Here is a 20,443-nt window from a genome sequence, read left to right on the forward strand (position 1 = left end):
GCAAATGGTAGCAACAAGAATTGCGAAAACAGGCAATAAAAAAAACAATCCATAAACCGATATAAATATCGAGGTGTAAACAATGAAATTAGCAACGATGAAAGAAATAAAAGAGACGCTAGAAGGGGTAAAGGATGTAAATGACCCTTTTATCCTGGAATTACGAAAAGACGAGAGAAAAGGGGCTCAGAAGCTTCTAGAAGCATGGGATAAGCGTATTGCAAAGGAAGAGAAGCTACATGCTCATTTTGTAACGATGAATTACTATGAAAAAGAAATAAGAAGCAAGGGATATACATATATTGCAGGCATTGATGAAGTAGGGAGAGGCCCGCTTGCAGGACCTGTTGTTACTGCAGCCGTTATCCTTCCTGAAAACTTTTATTTACCAGGTATCGATGATTCAAAGAAATTGTCCGAGAAAAAAAGAGAATTATTCTACGAGATTATTAAAAAAGAAGCAATATCTATTGGAGTAGGCATTATTTCGCCTGAAGAAATTGATCGAATTAATATCTATCAAGCAACAAAAAAAGGCATGCTAGAAGCAATTAATGAGCTTTCCCAAACGCCAGACTATTTACTTATTGATGCAATGAAATTAACAACTCCATACCCAAGCCAGTCTCTAATTAAAGGAGACAGTAAAAGTGTTTCGATTGCAGCGGCAAGTATTATCGCGAAAGTGACAAGAGATCGCATGATGAAAGAGTTACATGAAATATATCCTGATTATCATTTTGCAAGCAATATGGGCTATGGTACACAGGAGCATCTAGTAGCTCTCAAGGAATATGGGATTACGATTCATCACCGTAAGAGCTTTTCCCCTGTCAAAGAGATGGTGGAGAATAAATAGTAGGTAAATGAATGGTTTGTATTTCTGTTAAGAAAGAAAGGAGGAAGTAGATGAATATTAACCATATTGTACACGATTTATTTCATGAAAATCGTTTAGGTAACAAAGCCCTTGAATTAAGAGATGGACAACTAGTATATGGAAAATTGACTAAATTATTTCCTCAGCAAATGGCAGAGGTACAAATAGGCGCGCAAAAAATGCTTGCCAGCTTAACCATTCCAGTAACCGTTGATCAAAGCTATTGGTTTCAAGTTTCTATAACGGATGATAAGCCGATTTTAAAAGTATTAACCCAAGCAAATGAAGTGCCAACAGAAAAAGAAAATATGACAGGCTTGCTTCAACAGTTAAATCTTCCTAATTCAAAAGAAAATAGAATGTTGCTCCATTATCTACTTTCTAATAATCTACCAATTACGAAAGAAGCGATTGGAAACATAAGGGAATGGCTACCGAGTTCTTTCGGAAAACAAGAGCTTGCGACAATCGGCCTTATGCTTGAAAGAGAGCTGCCGCTAACAAAAGAAGTGTTTTCTAGTCTTTCGTCTTTACAATCAGATAAAGGAATTAGTGTTCTGATAGAGGAGTTGCACAGCAGCTTTCTGCCCATAAAGTGAAGGAACCAATCTTAAACGATTTGCTTTCTAGTTTAAGGGAGGGAGGGGACGTTTCCCAAGATAATATCGTAGAGATGCTAAAAACTATCTTTCAAAAAATGGGCTATTCATTTGAAGCTGGTTTGTTAAAACGATCACCAATGGGAACGGATCAAGCTACTCAGGAAATGCTAAAGCCCATTCTACTAGAGTTAATGGGAAAAGATATTCCGCTTGTTGTGAAAGAGACAGCTAGTCAATTAATCGATAAAGTGACAGGTTATCAGCTAATGTCTCAGCAATCAGGTCCTATTATGCAGCTAATTACAGAAATTCCCCTTCGTTTCTTTAATCAGCAGGTAGATGTTACGATGCAGTATAATGGAAGAAAAACAGCAGATGGCAAAGTGGATAGTAATTATTGTCGAATTCTTTTTTATTTAAAGCTGGCTAACTTGCAGGATACAGTTATTGATTTAACTATTCAAAATCGGATCATGAATATGAGTATCCTTAATGATCGTGCACCAGAAATAATGTCATTTATAAATAAAGCAGAAGAGCCGTTAAAAGAAAAATTACAGGAGCTCGATTATAAATTGACGTCCGTTCATGCGAAACCCCTGACTAAAGAAGATAAGCCTGTATGGACTCAACAGCAGGCAATGCGAGTGAATACTTACAAAGGGGTGGATCTTAAAATATGAACAAACGAAAAGAAGCGATAGCGTTAACCTATGAACAGCATAAACATGCAGCTCCTACTGTTATTGCTAAAGGAAAGGGCCTAGTGGCAGAGCAAATACTGGAACGGGCGAAAAAAGAGAATATTCCGATCCAGGAAGATGCTTCGCTTGTAGAACTTCTAAGTAAATTAAATATAAATGAACAAATACCGGAAGATTTATATATGGCAGTCGCAGAAGTATTTGCTTTTATTTATTCTTTAGAAAAGGAAATAACGAAAAAAGACGGCTAAAAAGACCGAGAATCAAGAAAAAATTTTTTTGAATGTAAAATATTTAAAGATAAAAGCCTTTTTTATAGACAAAGAAAGGTTTTTTCATTTAAAATGAAAGCGTGACCATATTTTTGTTTTTTCTAAATACATAAAAAATCGAAAATCACTGCGAAAAAACCTATTAATACAGTGATAACGATCTTTATGTCAAAAGAGGAAACAAAAAAGAATGAAATAAATTTCATTCTTTCGTTATAAGATGTAATAATGCAGTTGTCTCCAATTTTACAAAAAAGGGAAATTAAAGGGGTGTGGAAGCTTGAATATTCATGAATATCAGGGGAAAGAGATTTTAGAATTAAATGGCGTTTCAGTACCAAAAGGAAAAGTAGCTTTTACAGTAGAAGAGGCAGTGCGAGCTGCAGAAACATTAAACAGTGATGTATGGGTAGTGAAAGCCCAAATCCATGCTGGTGGTCGAGGGAAAGCTGGTGGAGTAAAGGTTGCAAAAAGTTTAGAAGAAGTACAAACTTATGCATCTGATATTCTAGGCACCACATTAGTTACGCATCAAACAGGTCCAGAAGGAAAATTAGTAAAACGACTATTAATTGAAGAAGGCTGCCGAATCAAGAAGGAATATTACATAGGATTTGTCGTGGACCGCGCAACATCTCGAATCGTATTGATGGCTTCTGAAGAGGGCGGTACAGAAATTGAGGAAATCGCAGAGAAATACCCAGAGAAAATTGTAAAAGAAGTTATTGATCCAGTGACTGGCTTAACTCCATTTCAAGCACGCCGAGTTGCATTTGCGATTAATATCCCAAGCAAGCAAGTAAATAAAGCAGTTGCATTTATGACTGGCTTATACAAAGTGTTTGTAGAAAAAGACTGTTCGATTGCAGAAATTAATCCACTGGTTCTAACAGAGGATGGAAATATTATGGCGTTGGACGCAAAATTAAATTTTGATTCAAATGCTTTGTATAGACATAAAGATATTGTTGCATATAGAGATTTAGATGAAGAAAACGAGAAAGAATTAGAAGCTTCCAAATATGACTTAAGCTATATTGCTCTAAATGGAAATATTGGCTGTATGGTAAATGGTGCTGGACTTGCTATGGCGACGATGGATATTGTCAAGCATTATGGCGGAGAACCGGCTAACTTCTTGGATGTTGGGGGCGGCGCAACAGCAGAGAAAGTAACAGAAGCATTCAAAATCATTCTTTCCGATTCAAAAGTGAAAGGGATTTTTGTCAATATTTTTGGAGGCATCATGAAATGTGATGTCATCGCAACAGGAATTGTGGAAGCTGCAAAGCAAGTTAGTCTTCATGTACCTCTTGTTGTTCGCTTAGAAGGAACAAATGTTGATTTAGGTAAAAAGATTCTCCGTGAATCTGGAGTGGATATTGTAGCAGCAGAATCAATGGCTGATGGTGCTGAGAAAATTGTATCTCTAGTAGAACAGGGAGGGAACGAATAATGAGTGTTTTTATCAATAAAGATACAAAGGTTCTTGTTCAAGGAATAACTGGTGCAACAGCACTTTTTCATACAAAACAAATGATTGAATATGGTACAAAAATCGTTGGGGGAGTAACGCCAGGAAAAGGCGGGACAACAGTAGAAGGAGTACCTGTATTTAATACGGTGAAAGATGCTGTTGAGGTAACAGAAGCGAACGCATCGGTTATTTATGTACCAGCACCATTTGCAGCAGATGCTATTCTTGAAGCAGTAGATGCAGAATTAGATTTAGTAATCTGTATTACAGAGCATATTCCAGTACTAGATATGGTGAAAGTAAAACGTTATATGGAAGGGAAAAAGACTAGATTAATAGGCCCGAACTGTCCAGGTGTGATTACGCCAGAGGAATGTAAGATTGGGATTATGCCAGGATACATTCACAAGAAGGGACATGTTGGAGTTGTATCTCGTTCAGGAACCCTAACTTATGAGGCTGTTCATCAACTTTCCCAAGCTGGAATTGGCCAATCTACAGCGGTTGGTATTGGGGGAGACCCTGTAAACGGAACAGACTTTATCGATACGTTAAAAGCATTTAATGAAGATGAAGATACGTATGCGGTAATTATGATTGGAGAAATCGGTGGTACTGCAGAGGAAGAAGCAGCACGATGGGTGAAGGAAAATATGACGAAACCGGTAGTAGGATTTATCGGTGGACGCACTGCTCCTCCAGGTAAGCGTATGGGTCACGCAGGTGCCATTATCTCAGGTGGAAAAGGCACAGCAGATGAAAAAATCAGTGTGCTAACAGAATGTGGCATTAAAGTATCTCCAACTCCATCAGATATGGGTGCTACACTTATTGAAGTATTAAAAGAGCAGTCCTTATACGAAAAATGTAAAACACATGAAGTAGTAACAAAATGAAATAGAAAATCTAGCCTTATTTTAAAGTAAGGCTAGGTTTTTTCGTGATTTTTTCTGGAGATTAGTAAGGAGGATAGGTAATCTGCGGATTTACAAAAGCAAACAGCGAAAATGAATACTAGGCATAATCCAAAAAAATATTTATAATGAAGGAAGATAATTCCTTATATAATAAGTGTTTTTTGCCTTCCTTTTGTATTTCAGCTAATTTTTTGTGAAAAAGTAGACAAGTGAAAGGAAGAAAAGATGGAAATCGTAAATAAATCATTAATTAAATTGCACCACTGTCGAGGAATTAGCTGGAAAATAATCGGAAGTCTTCTAAAAGCAGATCCTACTCTTCAGTTGCACAAAACTCCTTCCTTTTTATCCTCGTTACCTCCAAATGTAGAAAAGGAAATAGTAGAAACACTCCACTCCAATGATGTGGAAGAGCTATTGAACCAGTATCGTTATAATCAAATCCACGCCATTCCTTTTTTTGATCCATTATATCCCCCCTTTCTAAAAGAGATTTATCAGCCTCCTTGGGTTCTTTATGCGAAAGGGGATGTTTCCTTGCTTCATTCGAAAAAGAAGCTGGCGATTGTTGGTTCCCGTTTAGCAACTACTTATAGTACGAAAGTGATTAAACAGCTTATAAATGAATTAGTAGAGGAGAAAATCACCATAGTAAGTGGTCTAGCACACGGGGTAGATTCCATAGCCCATAAGCTTACTATCGAAAATGGTGGGAAAACAATAGGTGTTATTGCTGGAGGACTGTTTCATATATATCCAAAAGAAAACCGCGAGCTAGCAGGAGAAATGATGAAACATCATCTTGTTCTATCCGAATATCCCCCATTAACAAAACCACTTAAATGGCAATTTCCAATGAGAAATCGTATTATTAGTGGGTTAAGTAACGGAACCTTAGTAGTAGAAGCGAAGAAGAAAAGTGGCTCCTTAATTACTGCTAATTTCGCCGTCAACGAAGGACGAGACGTATTCGCTGTACCAGGAAATATTTTTAGTCCCTATTCAGATGGTCCAAATGAATTAATCCAGCAAGGCGCAAAGCCCGTACTCGAAGCGAAAGATATAATAGAAGAATGGAAGCATTTGATCTAAGGAAGAAATAAGCAAAATCCTCTGATTTATTTATAAAAAAATCGTTTTAAATCGCTGTTTATCAAAATAAAAATAATCATTTTCACAATAGACAAATGAAAATAGTTTTCAATACGAAAGGAAAGTGTTACGCTATAAGCATAAAATTATTTAAGGAATTATCTTTTCACCACTCTAAATGGACAGTAAAGTATAGTTTCCCAAAATGAAATAAGGATTTCTTTATTTGAAAGCTACTATTAAGTTGGTTTGGAGAGGCGACTCCTATGGGAGCGGCTCGGCGCTCGCGGTATGCAGGGAAGCGGAATCAGAAAGCACCACTTATACAAAAGAGAGTGGCAAGCAACAAAATCTTTCCATAAATTTGGAATTATTCATGAAACTTCAAAAAAAAGTGTTGCTATTTTTAGAAATTTGTTATACATTTTGCAACGTATAGATATTTAAACCGAAAATTTACATAAAAAAAGAGAGTGAAAACGTTTGCTACTTATCGGAATGTTTGACAAATCAAAACATAGTATACAATAATAGTGAATATTTAAATCCCTCTTAAGGAGGACAGTGGATGTCAGATTATTTAGTAATCGTTGAGTCCCCAGCGAAAGCAAAGACAATAGAACGATATTTAGGAAAAAAATATAAAGTAAAAGCATCGATGGGACATATTAGGGATCTACCTAAAAGTCAAATGGGTGTTGATATAGAAAAAGAATTTGAACCGAGGTACATAACCATCCGCGGTAAAGGTCCTGTTTTAAAGGAACTAAAAACAGCTGCAAAAAAAGCGAAGAAAATCTATCTAGCAGCTGACCCGGATCGCGAAGGGGAAGCAATTGCATGGCATTTAGCGAATAGCTTAAATGTGGACATTGAATCAGATTGTCGTGTTGTTTTCAATGAAATCACAAAAGATGCCATTAAAGAATCATTTAAGCACCCTCGAGCGATTAATATGGATTTAGTGGATTCTCAGCAGGCTAGAAGGATTTTAGACCGTCTAGTAGGATATAATATCAGTCCACTATTATGGAAAAAAGTGAAAAAAGGACTTAGTGCAGGAAGAGTGCAATCTGTTGCTGTACGGCTCATTATTGAAAGAGAACGAGAAATCAAAGCGTTTGAGCCAGAGGAATACTGGTCCATTGAAGGAAGCTTTATTAAAGGGAAAAATAATTTTGAAGCATCCTTTTATGGGGTAAATGGAGAAAAAATCGAGCTTCATTCAGAAGAAGATGTTAAGAAAATAACTAGTCAGTTAAATGATAATAAATTCACCGTAGATAAAGTGAGTAAAAAAGAACGGAAGAGAAATCCAGCCGTCCCATTTACTACTTCTTCTCTTCAACAGGAAGCTGCTCGTAAATTAAATTTCCGTGCCAAGAAAACGATGATGCTAGCACAGCAATTATATGAAGGAATTGATCTTGGTAAAGAAGGCACAGTTGGTTTAATTACGTATATGAGAACCGACTCAACTAGAATCTCAGAGGTTGCCCAAGGGGAAGCATTTGAATTTATTAACAGTCACTACGGGAAAGAGTATACAAGAGAAGAAAAGAAAAAAGAAAAGAAAAATGCTAAGGTTCAGGATGCCCATGAAGCAGTTCGTCCAACTAGCATTGGTCGTGAGCCGAATAAGGTAAAGGAATTCCTATCTCGAGATCAATTTCGATTGTATAAGTTAATTTGGGAAAGATTTATTGCTAGCCAAATGGCATCAGCAGTAATGGACACAATGAGTGTCGATTTATCAAACGGTAACGTCAAATTCCGTGCAAACGGGTCAAAAATTAAGTTTCCAGGCTTTATGAAAGTATATGTGGAAGGCACAGATGATAATGTGGACGAAAAAGATCGACAGCTTCCTGATTTGAAAGAAGGGGACACGGTATTAAATAAAGATATTGATACAAAGCAGCATTTTACTCAGCCGCCTCCACGCTATACAGAAGCGAGACTGGTAAGAACACTTGAAGAATTAGGAATAGGGAGACCATCAACCTTTGCTCCAACCTTAGATACGATTCAAAAACGGGGCTATGTAGCGCTTGACAATAAACGCTTTATTCCAACTGAATTAGGAGAAATTGTCCTAGAGTTGATTTTGGAATTCTTCCCTGAAATATTAAACATCGAATTTACTGCCAATATGGAACAAGATTTAGATAATATTGAAGCAGGTAAAGTCAATTGGGTAAAAGTTATTGATGAGTTTTATCAAACGTTTGAGAAGAGACTTGAAGTAGCAGAGCAAGAAATGCAAACAATTGAAATAAAAGATGAACCAGCTGGAGAGGACTGTGAAGAGTGCGGTCATCCAATGGTTTATAAAATGGGTCGATATGGAAAATTCATGGCTTGTAGTAATTTCCCAGATTGCAGAAATACAAAAGCCATTGTGAAGGATATAGGCGTAAAATGTCCGAAGTGCCATGAAGGCAATATAATTGAAAGAAAAAGTAAAAAGCGCAGAATTTTTTATGGATGTGATCGCTTTCCAGAATGTGATTTCATTTCATGGGATAAGCCTCTCCAAAGACCTTGTCCAAAATGTGAAAGCATGCTTGTAGAGAAAAAATTGAAAAAAGGTGTACAAGTACAGTGTGTAAGCTGTGATTACAAAGAAGAGCCACAAAGCTAAAGGTTTCTTTTAAAATAGTGCATCTACCTTTTAGGAAAATGGAGAATAATAAGCAAATGGTTTTGAGGGTGAGCGGTATGCTCACTCTCTTGTCTGTTACTACCAAATTATGCTTATTGATTTACTGAATATAATATATTTGGAAGATAATGAAAGCCGGAAATTATTTTTATAAAAAAATATTTATTCTCTTGAAGTAGAAACTTTTCATTCTTTCATTCGTATAGTAAAATGCTATGAGTGATTACTTCCTATAATGTAGGATTAGCTATACTAATCTTAGGGAAAAAGGAAGAAATAAACATAAAACGAAAATATTGTGACAAACAATTCGGAACTTTGTGAAAAATATGTAAATTTATTGCTTGTAGATAAAAAGTATGATAATATGATGAAGCCGTTGTGAGGTGAGGTTATGAAACTGGAATTAAACAATCATGTACAGGCATTTATTACCTATTTGCAGATTGAAAAGAATTACTCACCATATACAATAGAATTTTATACGCAAGATATTAATCAATTCTTTCACTTTATGAAAGATCAAGTAATAGACAAGTTAGAAGACGTTAGTCCATCTGATGTAAGAATATACTTAACAGAGCTTTTTTCACAGCAATTAGCAAGAAAAACGATTGCGAGAAAAATATCTAGTTTGAGAAGTTTTTATCGATTTTTGCTAAGGGAAAAAGTAGTAGAAAATAATCCGTTTTCTGCCGTATCGATCCCTAAGCTAGAAAAGAGATTACCTGATTTTTTCTACGAGGAAGAATTGCAGCAACTCTTTTTATCATGTGATACGAACACCCCCCTTGGGCTAAGAAACAAAGCATTGCTTGAATTATTGTATGCAACTGGCATTCGTGTTGGAGAATGTACAAAAATTCAATTAAGCGATATTGATTTTAGTGTTTCTACCGTATTGGTTAGGGGAAAAGGACAAAAGGAACGATATGTTCCATTTGGTAGTTTTGCTCATCAAGCTCTTGAAGCGTACATAAAGACTGGTAGGAATAAGCTGATGAAAAATACTTCAACTCATTCTTATTTGTTTGTTAATTATCGCGGAGGAATTTTAACAGATAACGGAGTTCGTGATATCTTAAATAAAATGATGGATACTTCATCCTCACAAGGAAAAATTCATCCCCATAAATTGAGACATTCATTTGCAACCCATTTGTTAGCAAATGGCGCAGATATGAGAACAGTTCAAGAATTATTAGGTCATGCATTTTTAACATCAACTCAAATATATACTCATGTTACTAATGAGTATTTAAAAAAGACATATATGTCTTATCACCCTAGGGCATAGTCAATTGGATAAGGAGGAAGTAACATGTCTGAAATGCCACAATTTCATGCAACAACTATTTTTGCGGTAAAACATAAAGGGAAGTCAGCAATGTCCGGTGATGGTCAGGTAACACTCGGGAATGCTGTTGTAATGAAACATACTGCCCGAAAGGTAAGAAAACTTTTTAACGGGAAAGTAATTGCAGGATTTGCGGGATCAGTTGCGGATGCCTTCACCCTTTTCGAACTATTTGAAGGGAAATTAGATGAGTTTAATGGGAACTTACAGCGTGCATCAGTGGAGCTTGCGAAGCTTTGGCGCAGTGATAAAGTTCTTAGAAAGCTGGAAGCGATGTTGATTGTTATGAATGAAACGGACCTATTATTAGTATCTGGGACAGGCGAAGTAATTGAACCAGATGATGGTATACTTGCAATCGGTTCTGGTGGGAACTATGCACTTGCTGCTGGTAGAGCGCTCAAAACCTATTCTGGAGATAATCTTTCTGCATACGACATCGCGAAAGCGGCTCTAGAGATTGCTGGTGAAATTTGTGTTTATACAAATAATAATATCATCGTGGAAGAATTATAGGGGAGGATTTTTATTATGCAAAAAAGTGCTAGTTTAACACCTCGTCAAATTGTAGAGCGTCTTGATCAATATATTGTTGGACAAAAGGATGCAAAAAAAGCGGTGGCTGTCGCATTAAGAAACCGTTTTCGCCGAAGCTTGCTGGATGAAAAACTCAGAGATGAAATCAATCCTAAAAATATTTTAATGATTGGACCAACAGGAGTTGGTAAAACAGAAATAGCAAGAAGAATTGCGAAAATTGTTAATGCGCCATTTGTTAAAGTAGAAGCGACTAAATTTACGGAAGTCGGTTATGTTGGACGCGATGTGGAATCTATGGTTCGTGATTTAGTTGAAACATCTGTACGCTTGGTAAAAGAGGAAAAGATGTTTCAAGTGAAAGAAAGAGCAGAAATTGCAGCAAATAATCGTCTTGTTGAATTATTAGTTCCTTCTGCTACAAAGAAATCCACCAATTACAAAAATCCTTTGGAAATGCTTTTTGGCGGTGGGGCTACAGATACAGACGAAGAAGAGTCGACTGTGGAAGAAACTAGTAAGTCAGAAAAAAGAAAAATAGTGAAAGAAAAACTTGCACTAGGCGAACTAGAAGACGAAGTAGTAACGGTAGAAGTAGAAGAGCAGCAGCCTTCTATGTTCGATATGCTCCAAGGTTCTGGTATAGAACAAATGGGGATGAATATGCAGGATGCTTTGAGTAGCTTTATGCCGAAGAAAAAGAAAAAGCGCAAACTAACAGTTAGAGAAGCGCGTATTGTCCTAACAAATGAAGAAGCGCAAAAGTTAATTGATATGGATGAGGTTACACAGGATGCTCTTGTTCGTGCCGAACAAATGGGTATTATCTTTATTGATGAAATTGATAAAATTGCTAGTAAGTCTAATGGCGGTTCTTCAGCGGATGTATCAAGAGAAGGCGTACAGCGAGACATATTACCTGTAGTAGAAGGATCAACAGTCGTAACAAAATATGGATCTGTAAAAACAGATCATGTATTATTTATTTCTGCTGGTGCTTTTCATATGTCGAAGCCGTCTGATTTAATCCCAGAATTGCAAGGAAGATTTCCAATTCGTGTAGAACTTACGAAATTAACAGTAGATGATTTTTATCGAATTCTTGTTGAACCAGATAATGCGTTGATTAAGCAATATCAAGCATTATTACAAACAGAAGGTATAGAAATAGAATTTTCTGACGAAGCTATTCGTAAGATAGCTGAAGTAGCTTATGAAGTGAATCAAAATACAGATAATATCGGTGCGCGTAGACTTCATACAATTCTAGAAAAACTATTGGAAGACTTGTCTTTCGAAGCACCAGAAATAACAATGGAAAAAATAACGATTACTCCAAAGTATGTGGAGGAAAAGTTAGGAGCCATCTCAAGAAATAAAGACTTAAGTCAATTTATACTATAATTTAGTAGAACGAAAATGTACTCCTGAAAGGTAAAGGTATAAGTAGACATAGATTATTTCAAGTGTTGGTTTTAGTTAACAGGAGGAATATGAAATGGATTTATTAACAAAAACTAGAAAAATAAACGCAATGCTACAAAGAGCTGCAGGAAAACCAGTTAATTTTAAGGAAATGTCTGAAACGTTAAGTGACGTTATTGAAGCAAATATTTTCGTTGTAAGTAGAAGAGGGAAACTACTTGGTTTTGCAGTTAATCAGCAAATTGAAAATGATCGCATGAAAAAGATGCTTGAAGATCGCCAATTCCCAGAAGAATATACAAATAGCTTGTTTAATATTCAGACTACATCAAGCAACTTAGAAATTGAAAGTGAATATACAGCTTTCCCAGTTGAAAATAAAGAATTATTTGCAAAAGGTCTTACTACAATTGTACCAATTATTGGTGGTGGAGAAAGACTTGGAACATTAATTCTTGCAAGATTACAAGAACAATTCCAAGATGATGATTTAATTCTTGCTGAATATGGTGCTACTGTAGTTGGTATGGAAATTCTTCGTGAAAAAGCAGAAGAAATTGAAGAAGAAGCAAGAAGCAAAGCGGTTGTTCAAATGGCGATTAGCTCTCTATCCTATAGTGAATTAGAAGCAATTGAGCATATTTTTGAAGAATTAAATGGTAATGAAGGATTGTTAGTAGCTTCTAAAATTGCAGACCGTGTTGGTATTACAAGATCTGTAATTGTAAATGCATTGCGTAAATTAGAAAGTGCTGGCGTTATCGAGTCTCGTTCTTTAGGAATGAAAGGTACTTATATTAAAGTACTTAATGATAAATTCTTATTAGAGCTTGAGAAATTAAAAACAAATAAATAATACTTATCTGTTCCGAAATAAATTCATTTATGTAACAGATGAAGATAAAAAACCTTTTCAGCTATGTGAAAAGGTTTTTTTGTGTCTACATAAGTATTTGAAGAAAGTATTAAAATGAACAGGAAGAAAAGATTATTTAATCTAAACATATCATTCGACAAAAACCGCACATTTACCAATTATTTTTCATTTACATGACAGAGTGTTTCCCTGTATATTTGTGTACATAGCCAATATATTGTATCAATTAGTAATTAATGACCACGAAAAAAGTAATAGATAAATGTATAAATCACCAACTTTTTACCAGAAAAACGATGAAATATGTCGAATGTAAACTAAAATAGGTAAAAAGCATCATTAAAATTCTCCTCTTTACCATAGACATCTTATTACAAATTAATTAAAATTAAACCTATCATGTAAAAAAAACGTCATAAAAAAACAATATTCAACAATTTTCTTAAAAATGATTTCTTGAGGTGTGATAAAGTGAATCTTTTTTCTAATACAATAACAACCTTAGAAAATGCAATAAATTATTCGAATCAAAAGCAAAAGGTTATTGCGCAAAATATCGCAAATGTAGATACACCAAACTATAAAGCGAAAACAGTAACTTTTAAAGATTCGTTATCGAGTGCAATGAGTGCGAACGTAACAAATAGTAAACATATTTCTTTTGCATCTTCTAACTCTTCCACAGCAGTTGTTTCAAAAAATGGAGTTACTTATAATAACAGCGGCAATAGCGTGGATATGGATAAAGAAATGACAGACCTTGCAACAAATCAAATATACTACAATGCGTTAATTGATCGGATTAGTGGTAAATTTAGTTCATTAGAAAGTGTAATTAGAGGAGGTAAGTAAGGATGACTATTTTTAATAGTATAAACACTACAGCCTCTGCTTTAACAGCCCAAAGGTTAAGAATGGATGTTATTTCTTCTAATATGGCGAACGTTGATACAACGAGAGGGAAATTAGTAAATGGTGAGTGGGAGCCTTACAAGCGAAAACAAGTTGTTTTTCAAGAGCAAGAAGGTTCCTTTGCTTCGCATTTAAATGCCGCCAGAGGAAATAACAATGATGCAGGTGCAGGAGTGAAAGTATCGCAAATTGTAGAAGACGAAACACCATTTGAGATGGTTTATGATCCGGAAAATCCAGATGCGGATGAGAATGGATATGTTAATATGCCTAACGTAGATCCATTGCGTGAGATGGTTGACTTAATGAGTGCTTCTAGATCTTATGAAGCGAATGTCACTGTTTTAAATGCTTCAAAAAGTATGTTAATGAAAACATTAGAAATCGGTAAATAGAGCGAAAAGAGGTAATTAGATGGAACCATTAAATTTTTCAACAGTATCTTCTGCATTTCCATTAACGAATACAGCAACTACTAATAAAACATCTGTTGCAAATACTCAAAAAAACTTTGCTTCCTTTTTAAAAGAATCTATTAACAGTGTCAATCAAGCACAAAATGAATCAGATGTGCTGACAAATAAGCTAGCAAAAGGTGAAAATGTCGATTTATCTCAAGTGATGATCGCATCTCAAAAAGCAAGTATTACTATGCAAGCTACAATGGAAATACGTAATAAAGCAGTAGAAGCTTATCAAGAAATAATGCGAATGTCCGTGTAATATAAAGACTGTTTCAAAAAAAATATGGTTGAATGTTAAATAGAGTGGGCGTTTAATCCTACTCTATAAAGTGACAAAGCTCTGCGAAGCGTAGCATAACGGAGTGAATGCAAAATCTCCCGTGTAAGCAAGTGTCCATGCGATAAACGGGCTTCATTCAATAGAGGAAAAACATTTGACATAAAAGATGGGCGGTTTTTACCTAAACAAAATTACGGTAGCCGGGGGAAGATAATGAAAGAAAATCTAAATAAAATATTTAATCCTTTAAAAGAGTATTGGCAGAGTCGTACAAAAAAGCAAAAGACTGTGATTACAAGTAGCGGACTTTTGCTTCTTCTAGTTGTTATATTTTCGGCTTATTTTTTTACGAGAGTAACATTAGTACCACTTTACAGTAATTTAACGCCTTCTGAAACAGGTGCTATTAAAGAGAGTCTTGATGGTAGAGGGATAACTTCTGAAATTTCTGGTGGGGGTACAGTTATTAGTGTTCCAGAAGAAGTGGTAGACACATTAAAAGTGGAACTAGCAGCAGAAGGCATTCCGAAGTCAGGTAGTATTGATTATTCCTTCTTTAGCGAGAATGCAAGCTTTGGAATGACAGATAACGAATTTAATGTTTTAAAACTAGATGCTTTACAAACTGAAATTGCAAACTTAATCAAAGGTGTTGAAGGGATTAATAACGCAGATGTTGTTATCACTTTACCAGAAGAAAGTGTATTTGTTTCTGATCAAGGTGGAGAAGCTACAGCCTCTATCGTATTAAATACGAAACCAGGCTATAACTTCTCGGAAAATCAAATTAAAGGGTTATATACACTCGTGTCCAAAAGTGTACCAAACCTTCCTACAGATAATATCGTCATAACTAACCAAAACTTTGAGTATTTTGATTTAAATTCTTCAAATAATTCTGCGACAGATACTTTTACTGCGCAAAACAATGTGAAAAAACAAATTGAACGTGATATTCAAAGACAAGTACAAACAATGTTAGGAACTTTAATGGGACAAGATAAAGTCGTTGTATCTGTTACTGCTGATATTGACTTTACCCAAGAAAATAGAGAAGAAAACCTAGTTACACCTGTTGATGAAGAAAATATGTCAGGAATTGAAATTAGTGCCCAAAATATTACTGAAACATATACAGGTGAAAATGCTGCAAATGGTGGAGTTGTACAAGCAGAAGAGGGTACAGATACAACAACATATAATGCAGAAACAGGATCCGGTAATGGCGATTATGAAAAAGTCGAACAAACCGTTAATAGTGAAGTAAATCGTATAAAAAAACAAATTGTTGAAAGTCCTTATAAAATTCGTGATTTAGGCATTCAGGTAATGGTAGAGCCACCTGATGCAAATGATACTACTTCCTTACCACAGGAAAGCATTGATGATATTTCCAATATTTTAGGAACAATCGTTCGAACATCTATTGATAAAACTTCTACTGGTGGAGAACTGACAGATGAGGATGTTCAAAGTAAGATTGCAGTGTCTGTTCAACCATTTAATGGAAAAACGCAAACGACAGAAGTAGTAAAAGCGTCGATTCCATGGTGGATTTATGCAGTTGGTGGAACATTACTTGCCATTATTATTCTATTAATCTTCTTATTTATGAATGCGAGAAAGAAAAAGAAACAAGAAGAAGTGGAAGAAATTATTCAACCAGTTACACCTGTCGTTGATATAAATGATGAGCAAGAGAATGAAGGTACGATCAGAAGAAAACAACTTGAAAAAATGGCAAAAGAAAAACCAGAGGAATTTGCAAAATTACTTCGTACATGGATTACGGAAGAGTAAGGAGTGTTGTTAAATGGCAAGGAAAGAATCAAATGAATTATCTGGCAAGCAAAAAGCGGCCATTCTCCTTATATCATTAGGTCCTGATGTTGCAGCTTCGGTTTATAAACATTTAAGTGAGGAAGAGATTGAACGATTGTCACTTGAGATATCAGGAGTTAGAAAAGTGGAGAATACTTCTAAAGAAAATGTTTTAGAAGAATTTCATAATATCGCACTTGCTCAAGATTATATCTCTCAAGGTGGTATTGGATATGCAAAAACAGTGTTGGAGAAGGCGCTTGGTTCAGAACAAGCATCTATTATCTTAAATAGATTGACTTCTTCCCTTCAAGTAAGACCTTTTGATTTTGCAAGAAAAGCAGATCCAAGCCAAATATTAAATTTTATCCAAAACGAACATCCACAGACAATCGCATTAATCTTATCGTACTTGGATCCAACGCAGGCAGGACAAATATTGTCTGAATTGCCACAGGAAGTACAAGCTGATATTGCAAGAAGAATCGCTGTAATGGATAGCACTTCTCCTGAAATTATCAATGAAGTGGAACAAATATTGGAAAGAAAACTATCTAGTACTGTTACACAAGACTATACACAAACTGGTGGTATTGAAGCAGTTGTTGAAGTGCTAAATGGGGTTGATAGAGCTACAGAGCGAACCATTTTAGATGCGCTTGAAATCCAAGATCCAGAATTAGCAGAAGAAATTAAGAAAAGAATGTTTGTCTTTGAAGATATTGTTACATTGGATAACAGAGCAATCCAAAGAATTATACGTGATTGTGAAAATGAAGATCTAATGCTTGCACTTAAAGTTTCTGGTGATGAAGTGAAAGAGATTGTTTACAGCAATATGTCTACGAGAATGGCTGAATCCTTTAAAGAAGAAATGGAATTTATGGGACCAGTTCGCTTAAAAGATGTGGAAGAAGCGCAATCCAGAATTGTTGCAATCATTAGACGTCTGGAAGATTCAGGAGAAATTGTGGTTGCTCGTGGCGGAGGAGATGACATCATTGTCTAGGTTAATTAAGTCAAGATATTCAAACCCTGATGATACGAAAGAGAAAGTTATTTCGATTAAGTATATAGATGCCTTCGATTCTGAATTTGAAAAATCTAGAGAAGTTACTCAAAGTGAATATAACAAAATAATAAATACAGCACATGAAGAAGCCGAAGCATGGAAGAACCAGGCTTTAGCTGAAGCTGAACAGATAAGAGTTCAGCTTTCAGAAGAAAAGCAAAATTGGGAATTAGAAAAAGTACATTTAATAGAAGAAGCAAAAAAAAATGGCTTTCAAGCAGGATTTGAGGAAGGCCAAAACATTGGCTACCAAGAAGCGTACAGCTACATTCAACAAGCAAAAGATACAGTAGCTGCATCTAAGACTGATTATGAAAAGTATTTACAATCTGCTGAAAGTACTATTTTAGAGCTGGCTCTTGAAGTTGCAGGAAAAATTATCAACAGCAAGATTAGTGAAGAACAACAAAATTTCATTCCTCTTGTGCAAAATGCCTTAAAAGAAGTGAGAAAACAGAAAGAAATACAATTACATGTGAACCCTATCCATTACGAAATGATAATAGGGGAAAAAGAGGAACTATTACAATTATTCCCGATTAAGCCAAGCCTTTTCATTTTTCCTGATGAAACGATGGAAGAGAATGGTTGTATCATTGAAACAGCAACTGGTCGTTTAGATGCAAGTGTAGATACACAATTACTCATGATTAAAAATAAGCTACTTGAAATATTGGAGAGTGAAGAAGGTTGAAAGCACAAGCATTACTAAGCTCGATTTCGTCCATTGACACTTATAAACAATATGGTCGTGTGAAAAAAGTAGTAGGATTAATGATCGAGTCACAGGGACCAACCAGTTCAATTGGGGATGTTTGTAATATTCATATAGGAACAAAACATAAACGAATCATTAAAGCAGAAGTAGTCGGATTTAATGATGAAAATATAATTTTAATGCCCTATACAACGGTAAATGATATTTCACCAGGCTGCTTAGTAGAAGCTTCATCTGAACCACTAGAAATAAAGGTAGGACCTGGGTTAATTGGGACGGCAATTGATGCATTAGGAATGCCTTTAGATGGTTCGATGTTACCAAAAGGTTTAAAGTCTGTTCCAATTGATCAAGAACCTCCTAACCCAATGACGAGACCTCCTATCTCGCAATCAATGGAAGTTGGCGTTCGATTAATTGATGGTCTTTTAACTGTCGGTACTGGTCAAAGGCTTGGCATTTTTGCCGGTAGTGGTGTTGGAAAAAGTACATTACTTGGGATGATTGCAAGAAATACAAAAGCGGATTTAAATGTCATTGCCTTAATCGGAGAACGGGGAAGAGAAGTACGAGAATTTATTGAACGTGATTTAGGTCCAGAAGGATTGAAAAGGTCCATAGTTGTCGTTGCTACATCCGATCAACCAGCATTAATGAGAATAAAGGGTGCTTATACAGCTACGGCGATTGCTGAATACTTTCGTGATAAGGGCTTAAATGTCATGTTAATGATGGATTCCGTTACACGTGTTGCTATGGCACAAAGGGAAGTTGGACTAGCTATAGGGGAGCCGCCAACTACGAAAGGCTACACACCATCTGTTTTTGCGATATTGCCAAAACTTCTTGAGAGAACCGGTACAAATGAATACGGAAGTATAACGGCTTTTTATACCGTACTTGTTGATGGGGATGATATGAACGAGCCAATTGCAGATACAGTGCGGGGGATTTTAGATGGGCACTATGTACTAGATCGAGCGCTCGCAAATAAGGGGCAATATCCCGCTGTTAATGTTTTGAAAAGTGTTAGCCGTGTAATGAATCATATCGTGCCAAAAGAACATGTAAAAGCGGCAGAGCGATTGCGAGATCTTCTTAGTACGTATATGAATTCCGAAGATTTAATCAATATAGGGGCTTATAAGAAAGGTTCTTCTAAAGAAATCGATACGGCGATTAGGTTGTATCCAGGTATTCTGTCCTATATAAAGCAGGCAACAGATGAGAAGGTTTCAATTGAAGAAAGCCTCCATTCCTTATTAACTTTAGTTGGAACAGAGGGATAATAGATGAGCTATCAATTTAAATTTGAAAAAATCCTAACCATTCGAGAAAGAGAAAAAGAAGAGGCAAGCTCTGCTTATAATCAATCAGTAAATAGATTTGAAGAGGCTGCTGAAAAATTATATGAGCTACTAAAGAGAAAAGAAGACCTAGAAGCTTATCAAGCAGACAAAATTGCAACAGGGTTATCCGTTCAAGAAATTAGACATCATCAGCAATTTGTAGCTAATTTAGCAAAAACGATTGAACATGCCCAAAAAATGGTTCAAAATGCCCGAAATTCAATGGTTTATTTTCAAGAAAAAATGCTAGAAAAAAATATGGAAGTAAAAAAGTTTGTGAAAATAAAGGAAAAAGATCACACCAATTATTTAGCGTTAGAACGAGCGGCAGAGGCGAAACAGATGGATGATATTTCTCTTCAACAATATATGCAACATGAAAGGTAGGTGGCTAAATGGAAAACTCATGGGAAGAAAAAAAGAAGCCATTTAACTTTTTCCAGCGTTTTCTAATGGTTGCAGTCATTCCGAGCCTTTTTGCAATCATTGTTCTTGTGCTATTGCTAATGTATTCGGGAGCAGATATTGCAGAGAAGGGCAGAGAGTTACTAAATACTATTCCTTTTCTTAGCGAAGAAAAAAAATCGACGGATAAATTACTTGAAAATAATAAAAACACAATCAGTTCCTTACAAACAAAGCTGGAAGAACGGGATGCGCAAATAAAAACATTAGAATCCCAATTAGAAAATAGTGAAAATAGAATTCAATCTGTCAATGCGGAAAAGGAAAAATTGCAGAGTGAATTAACGTCTCTTCAATCAGCTCAAGAGGAAACAAAAAAGGCAGTTGCTGAGATTGTGAAAACATATGATACGATGTCGGCGAAAAATGCTGCGGCGATTTTGTCAGAGATGAGTGAAAACGAAGCTTTGAAAATTTTGGCAGAGCTAAAACCAGCAAAACTTGCGTCGATATTAGAGAAAATGGAACCATCCATTGCCTCAAAATATACAGAACTATTATCGGAAAATGCAACAGTCAATCCGTAAATAGGAACCGTCTCATTGAAAGGGGGTGAA

Annotated in this window: 21 protein-coding genes; all 21 read left to right on the forward strand. The window is 35.7% G+C overall.

The window, feature by feature from the left end:
* The first annotated feature begins 82 nt into the window (after nt 1-82).
* The 21 genes from NYE52_RS08825 to NYE52_RS08925 all read left to right on the forward strand — a co-directional run bounded on the left by NYE52_RS08825 (nt 83) and on the right by NYE52_RS08925 (nt 20,413).
* A complete protein-coding gene (locus NYE52_RS08825; RefSeq protein WP_341192733.1) occupies nt 83-859 on the forward strand; it encodes a ribonuclease HII in 777 nt (258 codons plus the stop codon).
* A gap of 50 nt (nt 860-909) precedes the next feature.
* A complete protein-coding gene (locus tag NYE52_RS08830) occupies nt 910-1,479 on the forward strand; it encodes a hypothetical protein (protein WP_341192734.1) in 570 nt (189 codons plus the stop codon).
* Nucleotides 1,476-2,165 carry a hypothetical protein gene (locus NYE52_RS08835; RefSeq protein WP_341192735.1) on the forward strand — a complete coding sequence of 230 codons (690 nt, stop codon included), beginning with the start codon at nt 1,476-1,478 and terminating at the stop codon, nt 2,163-2,165. Before NYE52_RS08830 ends, NYE52_RS08835 begins: the two co-directional genes overlap by 4 nt.
* Complete coding sequence (locus NYE52_RS08840; protein WP_341192736.1) at nt 2,162-2,437, forward strand: EscU/YscU/HrcU family type III secretion system export apparatus switch protein; 276 nt, start codon at nt 2,162-2,164, stop codon at nt 2,435-2,437. The genes NYE52_RS08835 and NYE52_RS08840 overlap by 4 nt, the downstream gene beginning before the upstream one ends.
* A 301-nt stretch (nt 2,438-2,738) precedes the next feature.
* Complete coding sequence (sucC, locus tag NYE52_RS08845; protein ID WP_341192737.1) at nt 2,739-3,914, forward strand: ADP-forming succinate--CoA ligase subunit beta; 1,176 nt, start codon at nt 2,739-2,741, stop codon at nt 3,912-3,914.
* Entirely contained in the window at nt 3,914-4,831 is a 918-nt protein-coding gene (gene sucD / locus NYE52_RS08850) for a succinate--CoA ligase subunit alpha (protein WP_341192738.1), read from the forward strand. The genes sucC and sucD overlap by 1 nt, the downstream gene beginning before the upstream one ends.
* A gap of 246 nt (nt 4,832-5,077) precedes the next feature.
* Complete coding sequence (dprA, locus tag NYE52_RS08855; protein WP_341192739.1) at nt 5,078-5,944, forward strand: DNA-processing protein DprA; 867 nt, start codon at nt 5,078-5,080, stop codon at nt 5,942-5,944.
* A gap of 568 nt (nt 5,945-6,512) precedes the next feature.
* Entirely contained in the window at nt 6,513-8,588 is a 2,076-nt protein-coding gene (gene topA, locus NYE52_RS08860) for a type I DNA topoisomerase (protein ID WP_341192740.1), read from the forward strand.
* 415 nt (nt 8,589-9,003) lie between these two features.
* Nucleotides 9,004-9,906 carry a tyrosine recombinase XerC gene (gene xerC, locus NYE52_RS08865; protein WP_341192741.1) on the forward strand — a complete coding sequence of 301 codons (903 nt, stop codon included), beginning with the start codon at nt 9,004-9,006 and terminating at the stop codon, nt 9,904-9,906.
* A gap of 33 nt (nt 9,907-9,939) precedes the next feature.
* Complete coding sequence (gene hslV, locus NYE52_RS08870) at nt 9,940-10,482, forward strand: ATP-dependent protease subunit HslV (RefSeq protein ID WP_284561348.1); 543 nt, start codon at nt 9,940-9,942, stop codon at nt 10,480-10,482.
* A 15-nt stretch (nt 10,483-10,497) separates the two neighbouring features.
* The gene (hslU, locus tag NYE52_RS08875; protein WP_341192742.1) at nt 10,498-11,907 is read left to right on the forward strand and encodes an HslU--HslV peptidase ATPase subunit; all 1,410 of its coding nucleotides are present in this window, start codon (nt 10,498-10,500) and stop codon (nt 11,905-11,907) included.
* Between the two features lie 94 nt (nt 11,908-12,001).
* A complete protein-coding gene (codY, locus tag NYE52_RS08880) occupies nt 12,002-12,784 on the forward strand; it encodes a GTP-sensing pleiotropic transcriptional regulator CodY (protein ID WP_341192743.1) in 783 nt (260 codons plus the stop codon).
* Between the two features lie 492 nt (nt 12,785-13,276).
* Entirely contained in the window at nt 13,277-13,657 is a 381-nt protein-coding gene (gene flgB / locus NYE52_RS08885) for a flagellar basal body rod protein FlgB (RefSeq protein WP_341192744.1), read from the forward strand.
* 2 nt (nt 13,658-13,659) lie between these two features.
* Nucleotides 13,660-14,112 carry a flagellar basal body rod protein FlgC gene (gene flgC, locus NYE52_RS08890; protein ID WP_341192745.1) on the forward strand — a complete coding sequence of 151 codons (453 nt, stop codon included), beginning with the start codon at nt 13,660-13,662 and terminating at the stop codon, nt 14,110-14,112.
* 19 nt (nt 14,113-14,131) lie between these two features.
* Complete coding sequence (fliE, locus tag NYE52_RS08895; protein WP_341192746.1) at nt 14,132-14,440, forward strand: flagellar hook-basal body complex protein FliE; 309 nt, start codon at nt 14,132-14,134, stop codon at nt 14,438-14,440.
* A 234-nt stretch (nt 14,441-14,674) separates the two neighbouring features.
* Nucleotides 14,675-16,261 carry a flagellar basal-body MS-ring/collar protein FliF gene (gene fliF, locus NYE52_RS08900; RefSeq protein WP_341192747.1) on the forward strand — a complete coding sequence of 529 codons (1,587 nt, stop codon included), beginning with the start codon at nt 14,675-14,677 and terminating at the stop codon, nt 16,259-16,261.
* Between the two features lie 13 nt (nt 16,262-16,274).
* A complete protein-coding gene (fliG, locus tag NYE52_RS08905) occupies nt 16,275-17,291 on the forward strand; it encodes a flagellar motor switch protein FliG (RefSeq protein ID WP_341192748.1) in 1,017 nt (338 codons plus the stop codon).
* The gene (gene fliH / locus NYE52_RS08910; protein WP_341192749.1) at nt 17,284-18,048 is read left to right on the forward strand and encodes a flagellar assembly protein FliH; all 765 of its coding nucleotides are present in this window, start codon (nt 17,284-17,286) and stop codon (nt 18,046-18,048) included. Before fliG ends, fliH begins: the two co-directional genes overlap by 8 nt.
* Nucleotides 18,045-19,361, forward strand: a complete 1,317-nt coding sequence (fliI, locus tag NYE52_RS08915; RefSeq protein WP_341192750.1) for a flagellar protein export ATPase FliI — start codon at nt 18,045-18,047, stop codon at nt 19,359-19,361. Before fliH ends, fliI begins: the two co-directional genes overlap by 4 nt.
* A gap of 3 nt (nt 19,362-19,364) precedes the next feature.
* Nucleotides 19,365-19,808, forward strand: a complete 444-nt coding sequence (gene fliJ, locus NYE52_RS08920; protein ID WP_341192751.1) for a flagellar export protein FliJ — start codon at nt 19,365-19,367, stop codon at nt 19,806-19,808.
* A gap of 8 nt (nt 19,809-19,816) precedes the next feature.
* Nucleotides 19,817-20,413 carry a MotE family protein gene (locus NYE52_RS08925; protein ID WP_341192752.1) on the forward strand — a complete coding sequence of 199 codons (597 nt, stop codon included), beginning with the start codon at nt 19,817-19,819 and terminating at the stop codon, nt 20,411-20,413.
* Nucleotides 20,414-20,443: the final 30 nt, after the last annotated feature.

The sequence above is a fragment of the Niallia sp. FSL W8-0635 genome, assembly GCF_038007965.1.
Lineage (GTDB): Bacteria > Bacillota > Bacilli > Bacillales > Cytobacillaceae > Niallia.